This window comes from Donghicola eburneus, from assembly GCF_900115865.1.
GTDB classification, from domain to species: domain Bacteria; phylum Pseudomonadota; class Alphaproteobacteria; order Rhodobacterales; family Rhodobacteraceae; genus Donghicola; species Donghicola eburneus.
In genome coordinates this window covers 1-18,137 of record NZ_FOXY01000013.1, presented here as the reverse complement: position 1 = coordinate 18,137, position 18,137 = coordinate 1, and the positions used below count along the sequence as shown (strand labels likewise).

Annotated in this window: 18 protein-coding genes; 7 read left to right on the top strand and 11 right to left on the bottom strand. The window is 59.4% G+C overall.

Annotated elements, in window-relative coordinates:
* Window positions 1-44: 44 nt before the first annotated feature.
* From pcaD to BM225_RS17980, 4 genes are all read left to right on the top strand, one after another.
* The gene (gene pcaD / locus BM225_RS17995) at window positions 45-836 is read left to right on the top strand and encodes a 3-oxoadipate enol-lactonase (RefSeq protein ID WP_072705487.1); all 792 of its coding nucleotides are present in this window, start codon (window positions 45-47) and stop codon (window positions 834-836) included.
* Window positions 833-1,546, top strand: coding sequence for an alpha/beta fold hydrolase (locus tag BM225_RS17990; protein ID WP_072705485.1), 714 nt, complete (start codon window positions 833-835; stop codon window positions 1,544-1,546). The genes pcaD and BM225_RS17990 overlap by 4 nt, the downstream gene beginning before the upstream one ends.
* Window positions 1,547-1,610: 64 nt before the next feature.
* Window positions 1,611-1,940 (top strand): ArsR/SmtB family transcription factor, encoded by a 330-nt coding sequence (locus tag BM225_RS17985; RefSeq protein ID WP_420809865.1) that lies wholly within the window; start codon window positions 1,611-1,613, stop codon window positions 1,938-1,940.
* Window positions 1,941-2,058: 118 nt separating this feature from the next.
* The gene (locus BM225_RS17980; protein ID WP_072705483.1) at window positions 2,059-3,795 is read left to right on the top strand and encodes a sugar phosphorylase; all 1,737 of its coding nucleotides are present in this window, start codon (window positions 2,059-2,061) and stop codon (window positions 3,793-3,795) included.
* A gap of 55 nt (window positions 3,796-3,850) precedes the next feature.
* Here the strand turns inward: BM225_RS17980 and BM225_RS17975 are convergent, their stop codons facing one another.
* Together BM225_RS17975 and BM225_RS17970 are read right to left on the bottom strand one after the other, a co-directional pair.
* Window positions 3,851-5,071, bottom strand: a complete 1,221-nt coding sequence (locus BM225_RS17975) for a glycosyltransferase family protein (protein ID WP_072705481.1) — start codon at window positions 5,069-5,071, stop codon at window positions 3,851-3,853.
* A gap of 19 nt (window positions 5,072-5,090) precedes the next feature.
* A complete protein-coding gene (locus BM225_RS17970) occupies window positions 5,091-5,867 on the bottom strand; it encodes an HAD-IIB family hydrolase (RefSeq protein ID WP_072705479.1) in 777 nt (258 codons plus the stop codon).
* Window positions 5,868-6,088: 221 nt separating this feature from the next.
* Between BM225_RS17970 and rpe the strand changes: the two genes are divergently transcribed.
* Entirely contained in the window at window positions 6,089-6,775 is a 687-nt protein-coding gene (gene rpe, locus BM225_RS17965) for a ribulose-phosphate 3-epimerase (protein WP_072705477.1), read from the top strand.
* Window positions 6,776-7,429: a phosphoglycolate phosphatase gene (gph, locus tag BM225_RS17960; protein ID WP_072705475.1), complete on the top strand. Its 654-nt coding sequence runs from the start codon at window positions 6,776-6,778 to the stop codon at window positions 7,427-7,429.
* Here gph and BM225_RS17955 read toward each other — a convergent pair.
* The 4 genes from BM225_RS17955 to BM225_RS17940 form a co-directional block, all read right to left on the bottom strand.
* Window positions 7,426-8,082, bottom strand: coding sequence for a PAS domain-containing protein (locus BM225_RS17955; protein WP_072705474.1), 657 nt, complete (start codon window positions 8,080-8,082; stop codon window positions 7,426-7,428). The genes gph and BM225_RS17955 overlap by 4 nt on opposite strands.
* A gap of 57 nt (window positions 8,083-8,139) precedes the next feature.
* Window positions 8,140-10,713 (bottom strand): HWE histidine kinase domain-containing protein, encoded by a 2,574-nt coding sequence (locus tag BM225_RS17950; protein WP_072705472.1) that lies wholly within the window; start codon window positions 10,711-10,713, stop codon window positions 8,140-8,142.
* On the bottom strand, window positions 10,710-11,309 hold the full coding sequence (locus BM225_RS17945; protein WP_072705470.1) for a biliverdin-producing heme oxygenase: 600 nt from the start codon (window positions 11,307-11,309) through the stop codon (window positions 10,710-10,712). Before BM225_RS17945 ends, BM225_RS17950 begins: the two co-directional genes overlap by 4 nt.
* A gap of 100 nt (window positions 11,310-11,409) precedes the next feature.
* Window positions 11,410-12,705, bottom strand: a complete 1,296-nt coding sequence (locus BM225_RS17940) for a DUF2254 domain-containing protein (protein WP_083595613.1) — start codon at window positions 12,703-12,705, stop codon at window positions 11,410-11,412.
* Window positions 12,706-12,897: 192 nt separating this feature from the next.
* Here BM225_RS17940 and BM225_RS17935 point away from each other — a divergent pair, with 192 nt between their 5' ends.
* A complete protein-coding gene (locus tag BM225_RS17935) occupies window positions 12,898-13,581 on the top strand; it encodes a FadR/GntR family transcriptional regulator (RefSeq protein ID WP_245780538.1) in 684 nt (227 codons plus the stop codon).
* Between the two features lie 3 nt (window positions 13,582-13,584).
* On the opposite strand, the gene BM225_RS17930 is transcribed toward BM225_RS17935, so the two are convergent.
* The 5 genes from BM225_RS17930 to kdgD are packed head-to-tail and all read right to left on the bottom strand — an operon-like array spanning window position 13,585 to window position 18,021.
* Window positions 13,585-14,211 carry an SGNH/GDSL hydrolase family protein gene (locus tag BM225_RS17930; RefSeq protein WP_072705468.1) on the bottom strand — a complete coding sequence of 209 codons (627 nt, stop codon included), beginning with the start codon at window positions 14,209-14,211 and terminating at the stop codon, window positions 13,585-13,587.
* Window positions 14,208-15,104 (bottom strand): sugar kinase, encoded by an 897-nt coding sequence (locus tag BM225_RS17925; RefSeq protein WP_072705466.1) that lies wholly within the window; start codon window positions 15,102-15,104, stop codon window positions 14,208-14,210. Before BM225_RS17925 ends, BM225_RS17930 begins: the two co-directional genes overlap by 4 nt.
* A 3-nt stretch (window positions 15,105-15,107) precedes the next feature.
* Complete coding sequence (locus BM225_RS17920) at window positions 15,108-15,971, bottom strand: amidohydrolase family protein (RefSeq protein ID WP_072705464.1); 864 nt, start codon at window positions 15,969-15,971, stop codon at window positions 15,108-15,110.
* Entirely contained in the window at window positions 15,971-17,107 is a 1,137-nt protein-coding gene (locus BM225_RS17915) for a mandelate racemase/muconate lactonizing enzyme family protein (RefSeq protein WP_072705408.1), read from the bottom strand. The genes BM225_RS17920 and BM225_RS17915 overlap by 1 nt, the downstream gene beginning before the upstream one ends.
* An 8-nt stretch (window positions 17,108-17,115) precedes the next feature.
* Window positions 17,116-18,021 (bottom strand): 5-dehydro-4-deoxyglucarate dehydratase, encoded by a 906-nt coding sequence (gene kdgD / locus BM225_RS17910; protein WP_072705402.1) that lies wholly within the window; start codon window positions 18,019-18,021, stop codon window positions 17,116-17,118.
* Between the last annotated feature and the right edge of the window lie 116 nt (window positions 18,022-18,137).

The window sequence follows — 18,137 nt, the reverse complement described above, 5'->3', positions numbered from 1 at the left end:
CCTTCGCCGCGTAGGCTCTGCGCACCCAAAAATAAGAATAAAATATGCCTTTCGCTTTTCTCCCTGACTTGCGGCTCCACTACCGCGACGAAGGCCCCAAACATGCACCTGCGTTGGTTCTTGTCCATGCGCTGGGAACGGACCTTACGATCTGGGATCAGGTGTGCAACCTGTTGCCAGACGCGCTGCGCGTGATCCGCTTTGATCTGCGGGGCCACGGGAAATCCGACGTGCCTGCTGGCCCCTACAGTATGGGCGCACTCGTGCGCGACACAGAACGTCTGCTGGACCACCTGAATGCCAAGGATGTTGCCTTTTGCGGCTTATCCATCGGCGGCCTGATTGCCCAAGGGATTGCTGTCAAACGGCTTGATCTGGTGCGCTGCCTGATCCTGTCCAATACCGCTGCCCGCATCGGCCACGAAACGCTTTGGGCGAAACGGATTGAAGAGGCCCGTACCCAAGGGCACGGCGCCGTGGTTCAAGCGTCGCTCGCGCGCTGGTTCCCGCGTCAGGATTTGTCCACGCCGCATATCCAGCAGGTGAAAGAAATTCTCGAAGATACCTCACCCGAGGGCTACATCGCCGCCATGGAAGCGATCAAGGGCACTGACTTCTACACGCCGACGGCCAGCCTGCGCCTGCCCACACTGGGGATAGGGGCTGTCAACGATGCCTCAACCCCGCCCGATCTTGTGCGCGAAACCACCGAACTGATCCCCGGCTCCGAGTTTTCATTGATCCGCCGTGCAGGCCACCTGCCCTGTGTGGACCAACCCGAAACCTATGCCCGCGCGCTAACTGATTTCCTGAATGCGACAGGACACCTCTCATGAGTGATTTTCTCCTAATTCACGGCTCTTGCCATGGCGCTTGGTGCTGGCGCGATCTGATCCCTGCCCTGCGCACCCGTGGCCATTCGGCCCGCGCCATTGACCTGCCAAGCCACGGCTCGGACGGTACACCCTTGGCCGATGTCACGCTGGATATGTACGCAGAGGCGATTCTCAGGGCCATGAAGGGCCCCACCATCGTTGTGGGACACAGCATGGCGGGCTTTCCGATTTCACGCGCGGCAGAGTTGGACCCCACCAATTTCGAGCGCCTCGTCTACGTCTGCGCCTATGCACCCCGCAACGGCATGGGGCTGGCAGACATGCGCCGCGAAGCGCCCTATCAGCCGCTCATGCAGGCGGTGATCAAAGCCCCCGACGGGATCAGCTTTGGCATCGATCCAGCGCAGGCGCGGGATGTTTTCTATCACGACTGCCCGCCAGAGACGGTTGCATTCGCCCTGACGCGACTGGGGCAACAGCCGATCAAACCGCAGGAAACCCCGATAGAGATTGGCGAAAACTACGCGTCAGTGCCCAAAAGCTACATCCGCTGTGACGATGACCGCACAATCCCGCCGGAATATCAGCGAACGATGACAGACGGTTGGCCAGAGCGCGATGTATACGCTATGGACTGCTCGCACTCTCCGTTTTTTGCAGACCCTACCCGCTTGGCAGGTTTGCTAAACAAGATTGCTGCCGGAGAATAGCGCCCGAGAGTCTCGAATCCGGATTAACCCGCAGGTATAGTGTCGCGACGAAAAGCAGAATCATATGAACGCGCCCTTGGAAAAATTGCACGCCGAACCCTCCGAGATGTCGAGCAACGCTCAGGCAGCTGCGGCTTATCTTAAGACGTTGGCCCACGAAGGTCGACTGATGATCCTGTGCCATCTGGGCTCGGGGGAACGCAGTGTGGGCGAGTTGGAGCAGCTTTTGGACATTCGTCAGGCCGCTGTCAGTCAGATGCTGGCCCGCCTGCGAGAAGAGGGGCTGGTTTCGACCCGCCGCGACGGCAAAACCATCTATTACAGCCTCGCAGATGATCGCACCACGCAAGTGATCAACATGCTGTATTCGCTGTTCTGTGCCCCCAAAGACTGACCTGAGCCACTGCCCAATTATTCGGCGACTGCCCGCGATGCGGGCCTTTCCGATGCGCGGGGGCTTTCAATCGGGGACCTAGTGCTTAGTCTGGCCTAAAAAGAAGGCCCTTTTGATTATGCGCGACCCGTTTCTGATCCGCCTGCATGACCTGCTGACGCAGATTTACCCCGACCATGATCCAGCCGAGTTGAGCCAAGCGGTGCAGCACGCCTTCTGGCCCGAGGGGACAGCGCGCCGCAAGCGGCCTCGGACGCCGTCGAACAATCTGTGGTCCGAGCGGGACTGCATGGTTATCACCTACGGCAATTCGATCCGTGACGGGCAGCACAAGCCTTTGGACCTGCTGCGCGACTTCCTGACCCGCCACCTGAAGGGCGTGATCAACGGCGTGCATATCCTGCCGTTCTTTCCCTTTACTTCGGACGATGGTTTTGCGGTCACGGACTACCGCACCGTGAACCCTACCCTCGGCGACTGGCCGGACATCCAGCGCATCGCCAAGCAGTTCAAGCTGATGTCCGATCTGGTCCTGAACCACGTCAGCAGCCAATCCACTTGGTTCAACGAATACCGTCAGGGGCACGAGCCCTATGACAAGTTCTTCTTCGAAGCCTCGCCCGAGGATGATCTGTCAGAAGTCGTCCGCCCGCGCACGCACCCCTTGCTGCGCGAGGTGAATACGGCCAATGGCACGCGCCATGTTTGGTGCACCTTTAGCCATGATCAGGTCGATCTGGACTTCCGGAACCCAGAGGTTTTGCTGGAATTCCTGCGTGTCACGCGCCTGCACATCGACAATGGCGTGCGGATCGTGCGCCTGGATGCGGTCGCCTTTATCTGGAAGGAGATCGGCACCAAGTCGATCCACATGCCCCAGACCCACGCCATTGTGCGCCTGATGCGTCTGCTCGCTGACTTTGCCCAAGAGCCCGTGATCCTTCTCACCGAAACCAATGTGCCGAACGCGGAAAACCTGTCCTACTTCGGGAACCGGAACGAGGCGCACGCGGTCTACAACTTCTCTTTGCCGCCACTGCTCTTGCACGCCATGCTTTCGGGATCGGCGAAATATTTGAACCGCTGGCAAGCCACGATGCCCCCCGCGCAGCTCGGGTGTGCCTACCTGAACTTCTCTGCCAGCCACGACGGCATCGGAATGCGCCCCGCCGAAGGGATCCTGCCCCCTGCCGAAACCGAGCAGGTCATCGATTGCGTCAAAGCGCACGGCGGCCTTGTTTCGATGCGCAGCCTGCCCAATGGCGGGCAAAGCCCCTATGAACTGAACATCACCTTCTTTGACGCGCTCAAAGGGACGATGAAGGGGCAGGACGATCTACAGATTGACCGCTTCCTTGCGGCGCAGAGCATCGTCATGGCGTTGGAAGGTATTCCTGCGTTCTACATCCACGTGCTCTTGGCGACCTCAAACGATCTGGCGGGAGTCGAGAAGACCGGCCTGAACCGCGCGATCAACCGGCATCGGTGGGATTATCCCGCACTGAATGCTGAGCTGTCAGACCCGCAGAGTACTCAGAGCCGTGTCCTGACCGAAATGAAGCGTCGGATTTCGATCCGAGGCCGGCAGCCTGCGTTCCACCCCAATGCCACACAGTTCACCCTGCAACTGGACGACCGCATCTTTGGCATCTGGCGTCAGAGTCTGGAACGGGACCAATCCATCTTTGCCCTGCACAATGTCAGCGATGAAACAGTGGAGATTGATCCCGTTTCCATCAACTTGATCGACGGGCATGACTGGTACGATCTGCTGACTGGAGAGGCCATTCACACGCACGGCCAGAAAATCCAATTGGCCCCTTATCAATGCCGCTGGATCAGCAACCACCTTTAACGACAAAGGGGCCCTCCGGGGCCCCTTCTTTTATCCACACCATGCAACACAGACCTCAGGCGAGGTCTGCGTAGTCGTCTTTGACCGCGGTCAGCATATCCGCCATCAAAGTCGGGTCTGCCGCGTGCACGCGCGACCACGTGGGGATAAAGGGCGTCTCAAACGGGTTATCTAGGAACGCATGCCCCGCCGTCATGATGTTTTCGGCAAAGAGCTCTATGCTCTGCTCTTCTTTGTGGCGGTCGATAGTCAGGCCATTCATCTCCGCATCGTTGTAATAGCTTTCGAGCACATCTAGCGCAGTGCGGTAATAGACAGCCTTGAGCGTACGGAAGACGTTGGGCGTGAACACTGTGCCGTCCGCAGCCAACTTGCGGAAAATCGCCTTGCAGATGTCGGTGGACATCCGGTTTAGGCCGGTCGCGGCATCCTCGGGCGACAGCTCTTGGTGCTTGTGATCGTAGGCATCGCTGATCTCGACCTGACAGACCGACTTCGGCGCAAGGTTCCGCCATGCCTCGGACAGGACGCCAATCTCCAGCCCCCAGTCGCTGGGGATGCGCAGGTCCGGCAGCATCGCCGTGCGCATGGCGAACTCGCCAGACAGCGGGTAGCGGAAGCTGCGCAGGAAATCGATGTAGTCCTTGTCTCCCACGACCTTCTTGAGTGCGATCAGCAATGGGCTGACCAGCAGGCGCGTCACGCGTCCATTGATTTTGCCGTCCCCGATGCGGGGGTAGTAGCCCTTGGACAGCTGATAGGGGAATCGCGGGTTCGCAACAGGATACACCAGACGTGTCAGCATATCCTTCTTGTAGGTGGCGATGTCGCAGTCGTGGATCGCCATGACCGAGGTATCGCGACACGCCATCATGTAGCCCAGACAGCCCCAAACGTTTTTGCCTTTGCCCGGCTCAGCGGGATACAGGCCGTGGTATTGCAGCCGCTCACCAATCGCCAGATTGCGCGGACTGTCGTTCCAGATCACCACATGGTTCTGCGGTAGGCGGGAAAAGAATTTGACCGCGTGCCGATACTGTTCGGCATTAGCACGGTCGAGACCAATAATGATCCGGTGCAGATAGGGTACCTTGGACAGTTCGTCGACGATCTGTTCGATTGCGGGCAATTCAAGCTCTGAATAGAGACAGGGCAGGATCAGGGTGATCTTGCGGTCCTCGGCAAAGGTGGTCAGCTCGTGGCTCATTTCCTCGGCTGTTTTGGCGCGCAGGTTGTGGAGCGTTGCAATATGTCCATTCTGGTGAAAATCGGCCAAGGTTCTGATCCTTATTGTTTTATTTATACCGTCGCGAGATGTCCCGCACCGCGTGCGCCCAACCTTCGGGGCCTGCCAGTTGTTCCCGTATAACGCGCCCCTCGGCCTCGCCCTTCAAGGGGGACAAAGGTGCGCGGTGGGGGTTCGGAATGATCACGCCGTGGGTCGCGTTCTGGATCATTTCGATGTCATTGGGTGCGTCGCCCAAGGCGATGCAGGGGGGCTGACCGTACATGGCCAATACTTCGGCCATCGCGTCGGATTTCATCCGGCCCCACCCCAGCGTCAGAAACCGACCTCCATCCCGTGCTGTCACCCCAAGAGCAGCGAGCGCCGCGACAAAGGCCCCTCTGTCCTCGTCTGTGCCAGTCCACACCCCAGGCTCGGAGAAGGCCCTTAGCGCGGCTTTTTCAGCACTCTCAAGCGGCAGGCCGGTCGCCTCGGCCACACCCGACGCGTCCATGTCGCCGAAACCGCAATAGTGCTGTCGAAGCGCATCTGGCACTTGGTTCAATACTTCGCGTAATTGGAAATAAGGTGCGCGGTCGGGCAACGCGCCCGCCCCAGCTGGCATGACCCCTGCCCCGTTTTCACAGATCGCGGGCCATGCATCCAGCGCCATCGCGCTACGCAATTCTGCAATCTCTGGCGCTGTTTTGGAGCTGGTGAGGATCACCGGAATGCCCCTCTCTGCCAAGTCGTTCAGAACCGGCTTTGCGGGCGACCAATCATAGGTCTCGTGGTCCAACAAAGTGCCGTCCAAATCGGTAAAAACAATCAAAGGCGGGGTCGTCATTCGGTCCTCCTGGCAGGCACTATCCCGTGCGGACCGTGACACCACAATGAAGGGCCGCGCAATTATTACCCAAGATTCAGTATATCGCCTGATTTTTGAGCAAACCGTTTAGCCAAACCAACGAACCGCGCACCGCATTTTGCGACTGCCAAGCGGCGGCAAATAGTCTAGAGCATGTCCCAAGAAAACGCGCATTGCTGCGCCACCCAAGGAGACGCCAGATGAGCTTTGACCGGTCTATCAAGATTGCCCCTTCGATCCTGTCGGCAGATTTCGCCAACTTCGGACAAGAAATCCAAGCGATTGAAGCTCAGGGCGCAGACTGGGTCCACGTAGACGTCATGGACGGACACTTCGTTCCAAACCTGACCTTCGGCGCGCCCGCGGTCAAAGCCTTTCGCCCGCACGTGAAAACGGTGATGGATGTGCATCTGATGATCAGCCCAGTTGATGCTTACATCGACGCTTATGCGGACGCAGGCGCCGACTACCTGACCGCCCACATTGAGGCAGGCCCCCACATCCACCGCACCCTGCAGGCGATCCGCGGCGCGGGCATGAAGGCAGGCGTCGCACTGAACCCCGGCACTCCTGCGGACGCGATCGAGCATCTGCTGGACCTGACCGATCTGGTCTGCGTCATGACCGTAAACCCCGGCTTTGGCGGCCAGAAGTTCATCGACCTGACGACCAAAATCCGCAAGCTGCGCGAGATGATTGGGGATCGCCCCGTACATATCGAGATCGATGGCGGTGTTGACCCGACCACGGCGCCTTTGGTCGCTGCAGCGGGCGCGGACGTACTGGTCGCGGGCTCTGCCGTGTTCCGTGGCGGGTCGGTCAACAACCCCGAGGTCTATGGCGAAAACATTCGTACCATTCGTGCGGCTGCCGAAAGCGCTCAGTAAATGGCGCGCATCATCTTTGATCTGGACGGCACGCTGATTGACAGCGCGCCGGACATCCAAGCTGTTGCCAACGGCGTCCTAGGGGCCGAGGGGCATCAGCCCATCACATTGGAGCAGACGCGCAGCTTTATCGGCAACGGCGCACCGACGTTCGTGGCGCGCATGCGCGCAGCGCGGGACATTCCCGACAGCGAACAGGACCGACTGCTCACGGCGTTCAAAATCGGCTACGTCAGCGCAGTTGATCTGACCGTGGTGTTTGATGGCGCTGTGCCTGCGCTAGAGGCGCTGAAAGCCAAAGGGCATAGCTTGGGCATCTGTACCAACAAACCCTTCAAACCGACCGAAGCTATTCTAGCGCATCTCGATATGGCGCGCTTGTTCGACAGCGTGATTGGCGGCGACACGCTGCCCACCCACAAGCCCGACCCAGCAATGCTGCACGCAGCAGCAGACGCGCTTGGCGATGGACTGGTGATCTACGTCGGGGATAGCGAAGTAGACGCCGAAACTGCGCAACGCGGTGGTGTGCCTTTCCTGTTCTTTACCGAGGGCTACCACAAGACTGATCTAAACAGCATCCCAAAGACCGCAGCCTTTGGAAGCTACGCGGACTTCGTTGATCTAATTGAGAAAACGCTCGCGCTGGCTTAAGCCAGCGCGTCTTTCTGAGCTTCCTCGACAGCCTCGACCGCGCTTTGCAGGCGAGCAATCGCATCGTGGCACTTCAGACTGCACTCGTGCAGATATTGCGAGAGCTGCGCCACCTTCTCTGCGTCGGGTTCACGCGACAGAATACGCGAGGCACCGGCCGTCATGCTGACGATGTTATTCAGATTGTGCAGCGAATCCTTGTTCGCGGCGAGCAGCGATTGCATCGCCTCGATTGTCTCTGGCTGCGCGCCGACAGGATAAGGGTGCGCTGTTACGTCGTTCGAGATCACTAGCAACGAATCCACGACATTCTCTTGGTTATTCAGAGGGACAACCTCGACGACCCACGACCGCATAACACCGTCGCCAGTCTGAAAAGTACCCGAAAAGCTGTTCGCAATCCCACGGAAACCTTGGTTCACCGCAGAGATGGCACGCTGCTGGGACTCGCCATCCCAGAGAGAGGTCCAGACCTGACCGCAGAAATCCTCTTGGCATACGTGCAAAATCGCCAGCCCACGCTCGTTTACAGCGCGGACCACACCATGTTGATCGAGAACCTTTACACACATGTTGGCGCGCTGCGCGACTGTGCCAAGCACTGTCTCCAACGCTGACGCATCGATGCGCAAATCGCCGAGAAGGATACTCATTTCAGACCCCACCTTTCCTTCGGCACTAGCGTACACAGCGAACGCGCCAAACAGAAATCACTTTTTACTGGCATCCATGGCTTCGGCCACCGCAGCCTCGAGAGTTTCGTTCGAAAACGGCTTTCGAACAAAAGGACAATCGGGGTAGAGCCCCTTCAAGTCCTCGCGATCACCATACCCTGTTGCGACAACAAATGGGACCCCAATTTCTGCAAGCTTTTCGGCAACGGGCAGCGATTGCTCTGATCCCAAGTTCACATCAAGGATCGCGATCTGAAGGTCATGGGTCTCAATTTCCTTGAGGGCGTCGTTGACGTTAGAACAGATGCGTACGTCGGTCGCCCCGAGTTCCGTCATGATGTCTGCCGCATCCATGGCGATGATCATCGTATCTTCAAGCACAAGCGCAACGCCTGTCAGGTTGACTGCACCCGCGCTCTCTTCGGCGACGACTGACTCTGTCTTTTCGACGACGACAAATTCGACGTGGTTTGCAGGAATGACAAAGCGGGCTTCGACGCCGGACACTTTGTACTGAATGTCCGCCTCGCCTTGCAGTTCAAAAGGCACGAACCGTTCGATGATCGAAGAGCCAAAGCCTCGGCGCTTCGGCGGCGTTACCGCAGGACCACCGCGCTCGCGCCAATCGATGGTCAACCCGCCCACGCCATCTTTGCCCAGAGCAATGATCAGGCGGCCGCTCTCGTTGCTCAGGCACCCGTATTTCACCGAGTTGGTCACCAATTCATGGATGACCAGTGCCAGATTGGTAAAGGCACGCGGCGATATCTGAACGTCATCCCCCAGCAATTCTACGCGGCCAGACGACTCACCGCTTGTGTAGGCCGCCAATTCCAGATGGATCAGATCTTTGAGCGAGGAATAATCCCACTCGTCCTCGGTGAGTTGGTCATGCGCCCGGGCCAGCGACTGGATACGGCCATCCAAACGCTGTGCAAAAGCCTCTGCCGTGTCGCGCTCCTGCGAGCTTTGCTTCACCAGTCCGCGCATCAGGTTCAGGATGTTGCGAACACGGTGGTTCAACTCTGAAATCAGAAGCTCTTGGCGTTCTTGGGCGCGCTTGCGCTCATCGGCAGTGGCATCAGTAATCTTGAGGAAAATCTCAAGCAAAAGCACACGCAAGAGCTCTGCCGAGTGCTTGGCGTGTTCGTTCCACGGGACGCAATGCCCCGCGACGATCTCTCGCCATGCATCAAAGCTTTTGCGCGGTGTCAGACGCAGGCCGTTGGGTCCGGGCGTCACCGGCTTTTGCGGATTGCCCGCCCATGTGACCGAGGTCGCAATCTCGCGGCGGAAAAGAACCAGATAGTCCCGCGGACGGCGTGAAATGGGGATCGCCATCAGACCCGCAAAGCGATCCACACAGTCGACCGCAGGTTTGTACTGTTTGCCAATGCTATCGCTCGTGAAAACACCAGATGCTGCAGTGGTGTTCAGGAAACGGGCCAGACCGGCGAATTCCTCTTTGGTCGGGGTCGAGCCAATCTGGTGGAAATCACCATCGGCAAATAGGACCATTCCGTCATGAGGGATCACTTCACGCAGGTCACTCGAAACCTTGATCAGGCTCTCCGCCAGGTCTTCGCCCTGCGCCATCAAGGCCATGAGGCGGGTCTGTAGGCTCGACATTTCGGACTGCGCGCGGGACCGCTCCTGCTCTTCCAAATGGGTCAGCTCATAGGAAAAGAGGTGGGCGAACAGTTCCACCGCTGTGCGACGCTCGAATTCCAGATAGCGCGGAGAGTGATGGTGGCAGGCAAACAAGCCCCACAGCTCTCCGTTGCGCATGATCGACACGGACATCGACGCCTGAACGCCCATGTTCCGCAGGTACTCCAGATGAATCGGGGACACCGCACGCGTCACAGATAGCGACAAGTCCAGCGGGCTGCCTTCGGGCGAAACCTGAGGGTAGAGCGCGCTGCCCTCGTCATCGACATCCGCAATCAATCGCAACAGGCTGCGCTTATAAAGTTGGCGCGCCTGCACTGGGATGTCAGACGCCGGAAAGCGCAGCCCCAGATAGCTTGGCAAGTCACCGCGACGGTTCTCCGCCACAACAGAACCAGAGGCATCGCCCTGAAACTGGTAGACCATCACACTGTCAAAGCCGGTCAACAACCGCACGGCGCGCGCCGCCTCGGTCACCACCTGATTGATATCGCCAGCCGCGCGGATGCGCTGTATCAGGGGATAGACATCCGACAGAGTATCGGAATCCACATGATGGGTTTGCTTGGGCTCGCATTCGATGATCGTGTGTCGTCCGCTCTTGTGGATCGACACATCGTAGCGGGTCATCGGGTCCAGCAGCTTGATACCGAATAGGCGCGCGATCGTTTCGCGACCTTCCAGAACCTTGGCACGGATGCGCGACATTGCTTTGCGCGGCATCACCGCATCCAACGGCGTGCCAATCAGGTTCTCTGGTGTCTCGTGTAGGACAGGCTCAATATTCTCGGACACATGCTGAATGATCCAGTCAGAGGATACAGCAATCAGAACACCATAAGACTGCGTGCGGCCCAAAATATGAATGGGCTCACGATCGCAGGTCGTCAGGTCGACTTGGCCATCATACGGCTCACCTGAAGCTAAGGCATCGTTCACGAGAATTTCCCTGTCAAGTCACGGGTTCGGGCTTCGGCATCGTGGAATAAATGAAAACCCGCAATTACGCTAGCGCAAATATCGTCAGCCTCAGGTCCAGCGCCAGCCATGCCTTGCAAACGTGCACACAAATCTTGCCAAGCGTGCTTGTAATCTTGGGGTGTAAAATAAAGCGGGATACGCTCGATCCCGTGCTTGATCAGGTTGCGGCGCAGCACTTCGGTGCCCATGCGCGAGCCGATCACTAGATAAGCCACAGCCAACGGGTGCAGGTCCCGCTTGTGACGCAACACGGGGACAGACAATTCATAATATCGGCAGTCTTGCTCTAAACGGTCCAACGTTTCGGACAGAAGGATGAGCGTGTTCTCGTCGTGCGGTACGCGCGCAGCTGTCGACAGAGCGGTCAAACCGGCCATTTGGGCCGCCAAAAACGATCCCAGATGGTCAAGAGGCGCATCTTGGAAGGGGGTAAATAGGTGATCCAATTCCTCGTGGACCGCGTGGGTTTCCGCCCGCAATCGCTTGAGCAAATCTTGGTCAGGAAGTTGGGAGCCGAACTCGGATGTCCGGTCATAACCAATCGGTAGCTTCAAAATAAGTCCTCTTCGGCAGCCGAGTTGGCCCCGGCCATACCAACCAAAGCACTGAACACACAGGAGGTTCCAAAGAAAATAGTCGTACTCAAAGAAAAAGCTACAAAAGATGAGTCAGATCGGCATGTTTCCGCAGGCGGGTAATGTCGTCATCACACATGCCCGCATCCGTACATCTTTGTACACTCAGGTCCGCCAACGCGGTGGCTGCCGGTTCAAACACCTCTGCATTATTCTTTGCCAGAGCTTTCAATGCAATATGCAACCGTATTTGAACTTCGACAAAGGCCGCGCCATCGCGCGTGAGCGCATGAAACGCGTCATCAATCATGTTCTGGCCAGAGATCGGGGGCATATGGACCCGCTTGCAATCCGGCTCGTCCGGCGGTTCAGGCTTCCAAAGGCTCAGCACCCGTGCTTGCCGCGAAATCACGTCAATTGCGGTACCCGGATCATTCACCGCAGGAGATAGCGCACGCAGCGCAATCTCTGACAAAACAATCAGACCAAAGCGCGGATCTTGGTCAAAGTTGCGTTCGCGCCCGATGGTGACACCTTGGCGCACTGTCGCCATCTGCTCTTCGTCTAGCCGCGTGCCTGTCACATAGAGGATTGGAATGGAAGGATGCACAAACTTGCCCGCGGGTTCAGAGATCCAAACCTCGATATCCATCTCCTCGGCCAGCTTATCCAGCCCTGCCACATCCACATGCTGCACGTACCCAACCTGCGCCGGATAGACAGCCCGCGCATCCGGCGGGATTGCTCCAAGACGCGGGGTGGCGCCAAGAAAGGGCGCTGCGACACGGGTCTTGATCGCTTGGGTCGCGGCTTGCTCCACCCGGTCGAGCGTGTCGTTCATGCGGCCGAAGTTGATCAAGTGGGAGATCCAGCGCAGCAGCGCCAGAACGACCATCGCCACAACCAGTACGGTCGAGACGAACAGCAGGAATTTCCCGTCGTCGCTGTATAGGCCCGCCTCCAGTCCGATGATTGCCATCAAACTGAACAGAAACGCCCCAAGGAAGGTCGCCAGCACATTCTGCGTTGTCGTGTCCTGCTGCAGCAAAGCCGTGGATCTGGGGGTGGCCGAGGTTGCCGCAGCGGCATAGGCCTGCACCGCGATAGACAGCGAGAATGTCGTCACTGCCAACATAGATGAGGCGATGATCTGAAGCACCTCTTCAACCGCGCCATCACCTGGATCAAACCTCAGATTTTCGGGGACATACGGGGCCAAAGACGGGGACACCAAGGCAGCCAGCACGGCGATCGCGCCGTATCCCAGCACCCTCACCCAGATTTCCTTGAGCACCTGCCGCAGTTTCCACAGGTATTGTCCCAGCACGGCGGCACTCCTTTGCTTTGCGTCGAAGTGGAACGCGCCATCCGACATTGGGTTCCCCGCCCGCGATGCGCTTTTCGCGGTGAAGTCGGGCCTCACAATTGCAATTGTATGTCAGACTCTTGTACCCTTGAACCAAATCCTGCCAGTCCGCGCAACGCTTGGGCCGCGAAGCCCGTCCGAACCGCGCAACCAGCAGTTATCAGGAGCAAAACAATAACAACCTCGGCCCGCAAAACACTGGTGGCAACCCTACGAGATGACCTTCGGGCCATGATCCTGTCTGGGAAATATTGCCCCGGCGACAAACTTCCTAGCGAAGCGCAACTCACCCGCGATCACACCGTCAGCCGCACGGTTGTGCGAGAGGCGATTGCCGCTCTACGCGCCGATGGCTTGGTCGAGCCGCGCCAAGGGTCGGGCGTCTACGTGCTAGAGCCCGCCGCCGAGGTGCCTGCACCCTTTACCAACATCGACAGCGCGCGCCTGTCGTCCATGATCGAGCTGTTGGAATTGCGCACCGCAGTCGAGGTCGAGGCCGCCGGTCTGGCCGCACAGCGCCGCAGCCCCTCGCAAGAAGAGCGGATCATCGACGCCCTGCGCACAGTGACAGACGCGAACACCAGTGGCGCGCCCTCTGCCGATGCGGATTTCGATCTGCACCTCGCCATCGCCGAGGCGACAAACAATCCACGCTTCTGTGAATTTTTGCAGGTGGTCGGCCCGAACAGCATTCCGCGGCGCGCTTTGGACACGGCATCGTCCGAAGGCTCCCCGCATGCTTATGGGGCCATGATCAACACAGAGCACGACAACATTGTCACCGCCATTCTGAACGGCGACGAACAGGGCGCGCGGGATGCAATGCGCCAGCACCTGAAGGGCAGCCAACAGCGGTATCGCACGCTCCTTCGCGCAGCCACTTAACGGTCAGAGGTTCAGGAGTTCCCGCACAGGCGCTGCTAATGCACTGCCGATCGAAGCTGTGTCTTTTGCGGGCAAATGCACGCCATCAATGGCCGAGGTCGTGGCAACCGTACCCGCGTCGAAAAACGCAACGCCAAGGTCCAGCGCCAGCTGCTGATACATTGGCGCGAGGCGCTGAGTTTCCGCCACATCACGCCCACCACCCGTCACACCGTCTGGCCCGATCACGCAGGGGGGCGGCGAAACCAGCAGGACTTTGGGCACCTGACCGATGCCGTCATAGGGGTGCGCGCGAATGATCTGCGCGAGCCGCTTCATCCCCGCAGTCGCCCCCTCGGCGCGGCCGCAGATCGTGGGCTTCAAATCGTTGGTCCCAAGCATCACGATCACCAAATCCAGCGGGCTGTGGGAATGCAGTAGGATTGGCAGCACCTTGGCGCCGTTGCGACAACAGGGACCAGAATGGTCATCAAATACGGTGGTCCGGCCACCGAGCCCTTCGGAGATCACCTCGACCCCAAGCTCCTGCTGCAACACGTTCGGCCACAGGAACTCTGCGGGGTGGCGGGTGCCATCTTCGGGTTTGTGGCCCCATGTCAGGCTGTCACCAAAGGCAAGAATGCGGGTCATGCGGCGTCCTTTGCGATCTGATCCATGGGCATGAGCGCCCCCTTGTGGCCGATCACCTGCTTGGCGATCCCGTGGGCATAACGCGCCGCTTCGGGTGCGGGTAGGCCCTGTAAGCGGGCACTAAAATACGCACCATTGAAGCTGTCCCCCGCGCCGGTGGTATCCACGGGCTGTGCCTTGGGACCGGGTTCGATCAGATGAGTTTGGCCATCTGCTAGCACCAGCATGTCGCCACCGCCGTTCTTGACCACGATTTCGGTCGCGCCCGCATCCGCGTAACGTTTCAGCGTCGCCTCGGGGTCTGCGTCGCCAAAGAAATCCGCCTCGTCCTCGTAGCTCGGCAGGGCAATCTCACTGACATGCGCGGCCTGCATGATGGCCTCGCACATGGTCTCGGTATCGGGCCAAAGGCGCGGGCGCAGGTTGGGGTCAAAAGCGACTCGTTGCCCCTGCAGAGACTCCAGCAAAGCGACGCGGCGATCAGCGGTCAGAATGCCCAAGGTGATCCCCGAGAAATACACCAGATCGGCCCCGTTCACAGCAGCGGTCAAAGCCGCCGGATCGTCGGCCAGACAGCGCGCCGCTGCCTGATCGCGCCAGTAGGTAAAGCTACGCTCACCGTCCTTGAGCGTGATCATATAGAGGCCCGCCACGCGGGTCGGATGGCGCATCACATGATCGGTGCCAATGCCCCCTGCCCCCATGAAATCCACCATCTGCTGCGACACCGGATCGGTGCCCACGCAGGTCACGTAATCCACTGATCCAGCGGGCAAAGTCGCCCGCGCGTACCAAGCGGTGTTAAACGTGTCCCCTGCAAAACCCGAACGCCAGAGGTTCTCTCCGGCGCCCGACATTTCAATCATACATTCCCCGATAGAAACCAGTCTCATGCCTCACTCCCATTTGGGAAAACCGTAAAGCTCCTGAGGGTTTTCTACCAGTGCCAACTGCAAGGATTTGTCGTACGGCAGCCAAGACAGGACCGTGTCGGTCAGGTCGGCGTCATCGGGGTAATCTTCGGTCTTTTTCGCCAGATTGTGCGGCCAGTTGGTGCCCCAGATGATGCGTTCGGGGGCATAGGCAGCGATATCCCGAGCGAATTCGGCGATATCGGGGTAGTCGGGGCCACCGACCAGTGTCGCCTCATAGCAGCCCGCGAACTTGAACCAGACGTTGCCCGTGTCGATCAAGCGCTTGATGGTGTCCACATGGGTGGGTGTGACGCCGCCGAAAATCTTGCCGTGATGGTCCAGAACCCAGCGGGATTTCAGAGCCGTCAAGCGCGACTCCAGATCGGGCAAAGCGGTGCCGTCGAACTGCACGGCCGTCATCCAGCCCGCATCGGCAGCCTTGGCATCGACGGCCTCTAGCTGCTCCAAACCCACCGCCCCACCGGGCAGGTCCATGATCCGCGCGCCGACGATACCGGCATCCGTCAGGTGCTCCATTTCGGTGTCCGAGGTGTCCTTGCTGATCACCGCTATACCACGCGCCAGATCGCCCATCTCGGCCACGCATGCCAGAAGACATGCGTTGTCTGCCTGATGGGCGTTGCCTTGGGTGATCACCACGCGGTCGATCCCAAGCCACTCCATCGCGCAGCGATACATGTCGGGTGTCGGCAAGGGCGCAGGCGGCAGGCCCGGCCCGCCATCCACCGCCGGATAGCCCGGCACGTACATGTGCATCTGGGTGTCGATAGTTCCGCGCGGCAGGATGGTTTTCGGCGGCGCACCGGTGAGTTTGCGATCAATCATCACGCGTCCTTCATGGCAAATTCACGCAGCGCATCGCGGTTGATCTCGATCCCCAAACCGGGGGCGTTCGGAATCTGGACAACGCCATTTTCGTGCTCGATCGGGGTGGTCAGGACAGCCTGACGGAAGGGGTTGTGGGTCCGGTCGAATTCCATGATCGGGTCCACGGGACTAGGGCGCACGGGGCTGGGAATCTGCGCCGCCATCCACTGAAGCGCCGCCGCGATCTGAACGCCGGTCCCCCAGACATGGGGCACCAGACGGATGCCGCTGGTCGCCGCCATATCGGCCACGCGCCGCATCTCGGTAAAGCCGCCGACCCCGCACAGGTCAGGCTGCGCGATATCCACCAGACGCTTGGCGAAGGGCTCGGCAAAGCCCCAACGGGTGTGCCACGTCTCGCCCCCCGCGACAGGAATCGGCTGGCGCGCGCGCACATCGGCATAGGCCCCTAGTTGTTCGGGGACGACGGGCTCTTCGAACCAATCGATGTCATAGTCGGCAGCCTTGTTTCCCAGACGCACCGCATCCACCACGTCATAGCCGTGATTGGCGTCGATCATCAGGCGCATGTCGTCGCCCATCACGTCGCGCACGGCACGGATGACGCGCAGGTCTTCGTCCACGTCAAAGCCGATCTTGATCTTGGCGGCGTGGAAACCGGCGGCCTTGTGGGCCGCAATTTCGGCAGCGTTATCTTCAACCCGATCCACGCCATCCCGTTTAAAACTACCGGTGGCGTAGGCCTTCACGCTCTCGCGAAAACGCCCCCCCAGCAGCATGGACACGGACTGCCCCAGCACCTTGCCCTTTATATCCCACAGGGCAATATCGATGCCGGACAAGGCCGTGACCGCCAGCCCGCGCTGCCCCTGATCGCGCAGCGCGTTATAGCAGGTGGCCCAGATTTTCTCGGTCTCCATCGGGTTCTGGCCAATCAGCCAGCCCTTGTAGGCCGCGACCACCGACGCGTTGGGGCGCGCAGGCCCCAAACATTCGCCCCACCCGATGGTGCCATCGTCGCAGATGACCTCCACCAGCACATGGGCGCGGCGGTCGAACCGCATCGAGGCGCTCTCGAACGGCGTCTCGAGGCGGTGTTCCAACAGGTGGGTGCGAACGTCGGTGATCTTCATTTTGGGCCTCAGACGGGGTTGGCGTCGATGATCTGCTGCAGGATCTGCTCTTCTTCGGGGGTCAGATCCGACAAGGGCGACCGCACGGTGCCCGCGTCAAAGCCAACCAAACGGACGCCCGCCTTGATCGCCGAAACAGCATACCCCTTGCGGCGCGAACGCAGGTCCATGAACGGATAGAAGAAGCCTTTCAGGATGTCTTCGCAAGTGGCGCGATCCCCGGCCCGCAGCGCGTTGTAGAACTTGTTCGCCAGCGCGGGGATAAAGTTGAACACGGCCGAGGAATAGGTGGTGAACCCGGCCCCCAGATAGGCCTCGGCAAACAGCTCTGCGGTGGGCATGCCCCCCAGATAAGTCAGGCGGTCGCCCATCTTGGCCGTGATCTGGCGGACCAGACCGATATCGCCGGTGCCATCCTTGAAACCGATCAGATTGGGGCAATCATCACACAGGCGCGCCAGAGTATCGGGCTGCAGCACCGCGTTGTCTCGGTTGTAAACCATCACGCCGAAATCTACCGACTGGCAGACCTTTTTGACGTGCGCGAACAGGCCTTCTTGGGGGGCGTCGATCAGGTAGTGGGGCAGCAGCAGAATGCCATCAGCGCCAACTTTCTGCACGGACTGAGCAATCTCGACCGCCATTTCGGTGCCATAGCCGCAGCCCGACACGATGGCGGTTTTGCCCGCGCTTTCCTTGGCCGCTTGAACGATGGTCGGGATTTCCGACGGGGTCAGCGAAAAGAATTCGCCCGTGCCGCCTGCCGCGAACAGAACCGGTGCGTCAAAGCCCGCCAGCCAGTCGATGTGCTTCTGGTAGCTGTCCTGCTGGAACGCGCCGTTGCCGTCGAAATGGGTCACGGGGAACGATAGCAGTCCCGAACCAAGGGCTGCTTTGATCTCGTTGGGGGTCATTTTCTAGTCTCCTTGGATGGTCTTACCCCAAATCGTCCGGCAGGATCGACGCGGGGATGTTCTGGTAGCACACGGGGCGCAAGAAGCGGCGGATGGACAGGGTGCCCACGCTGGTC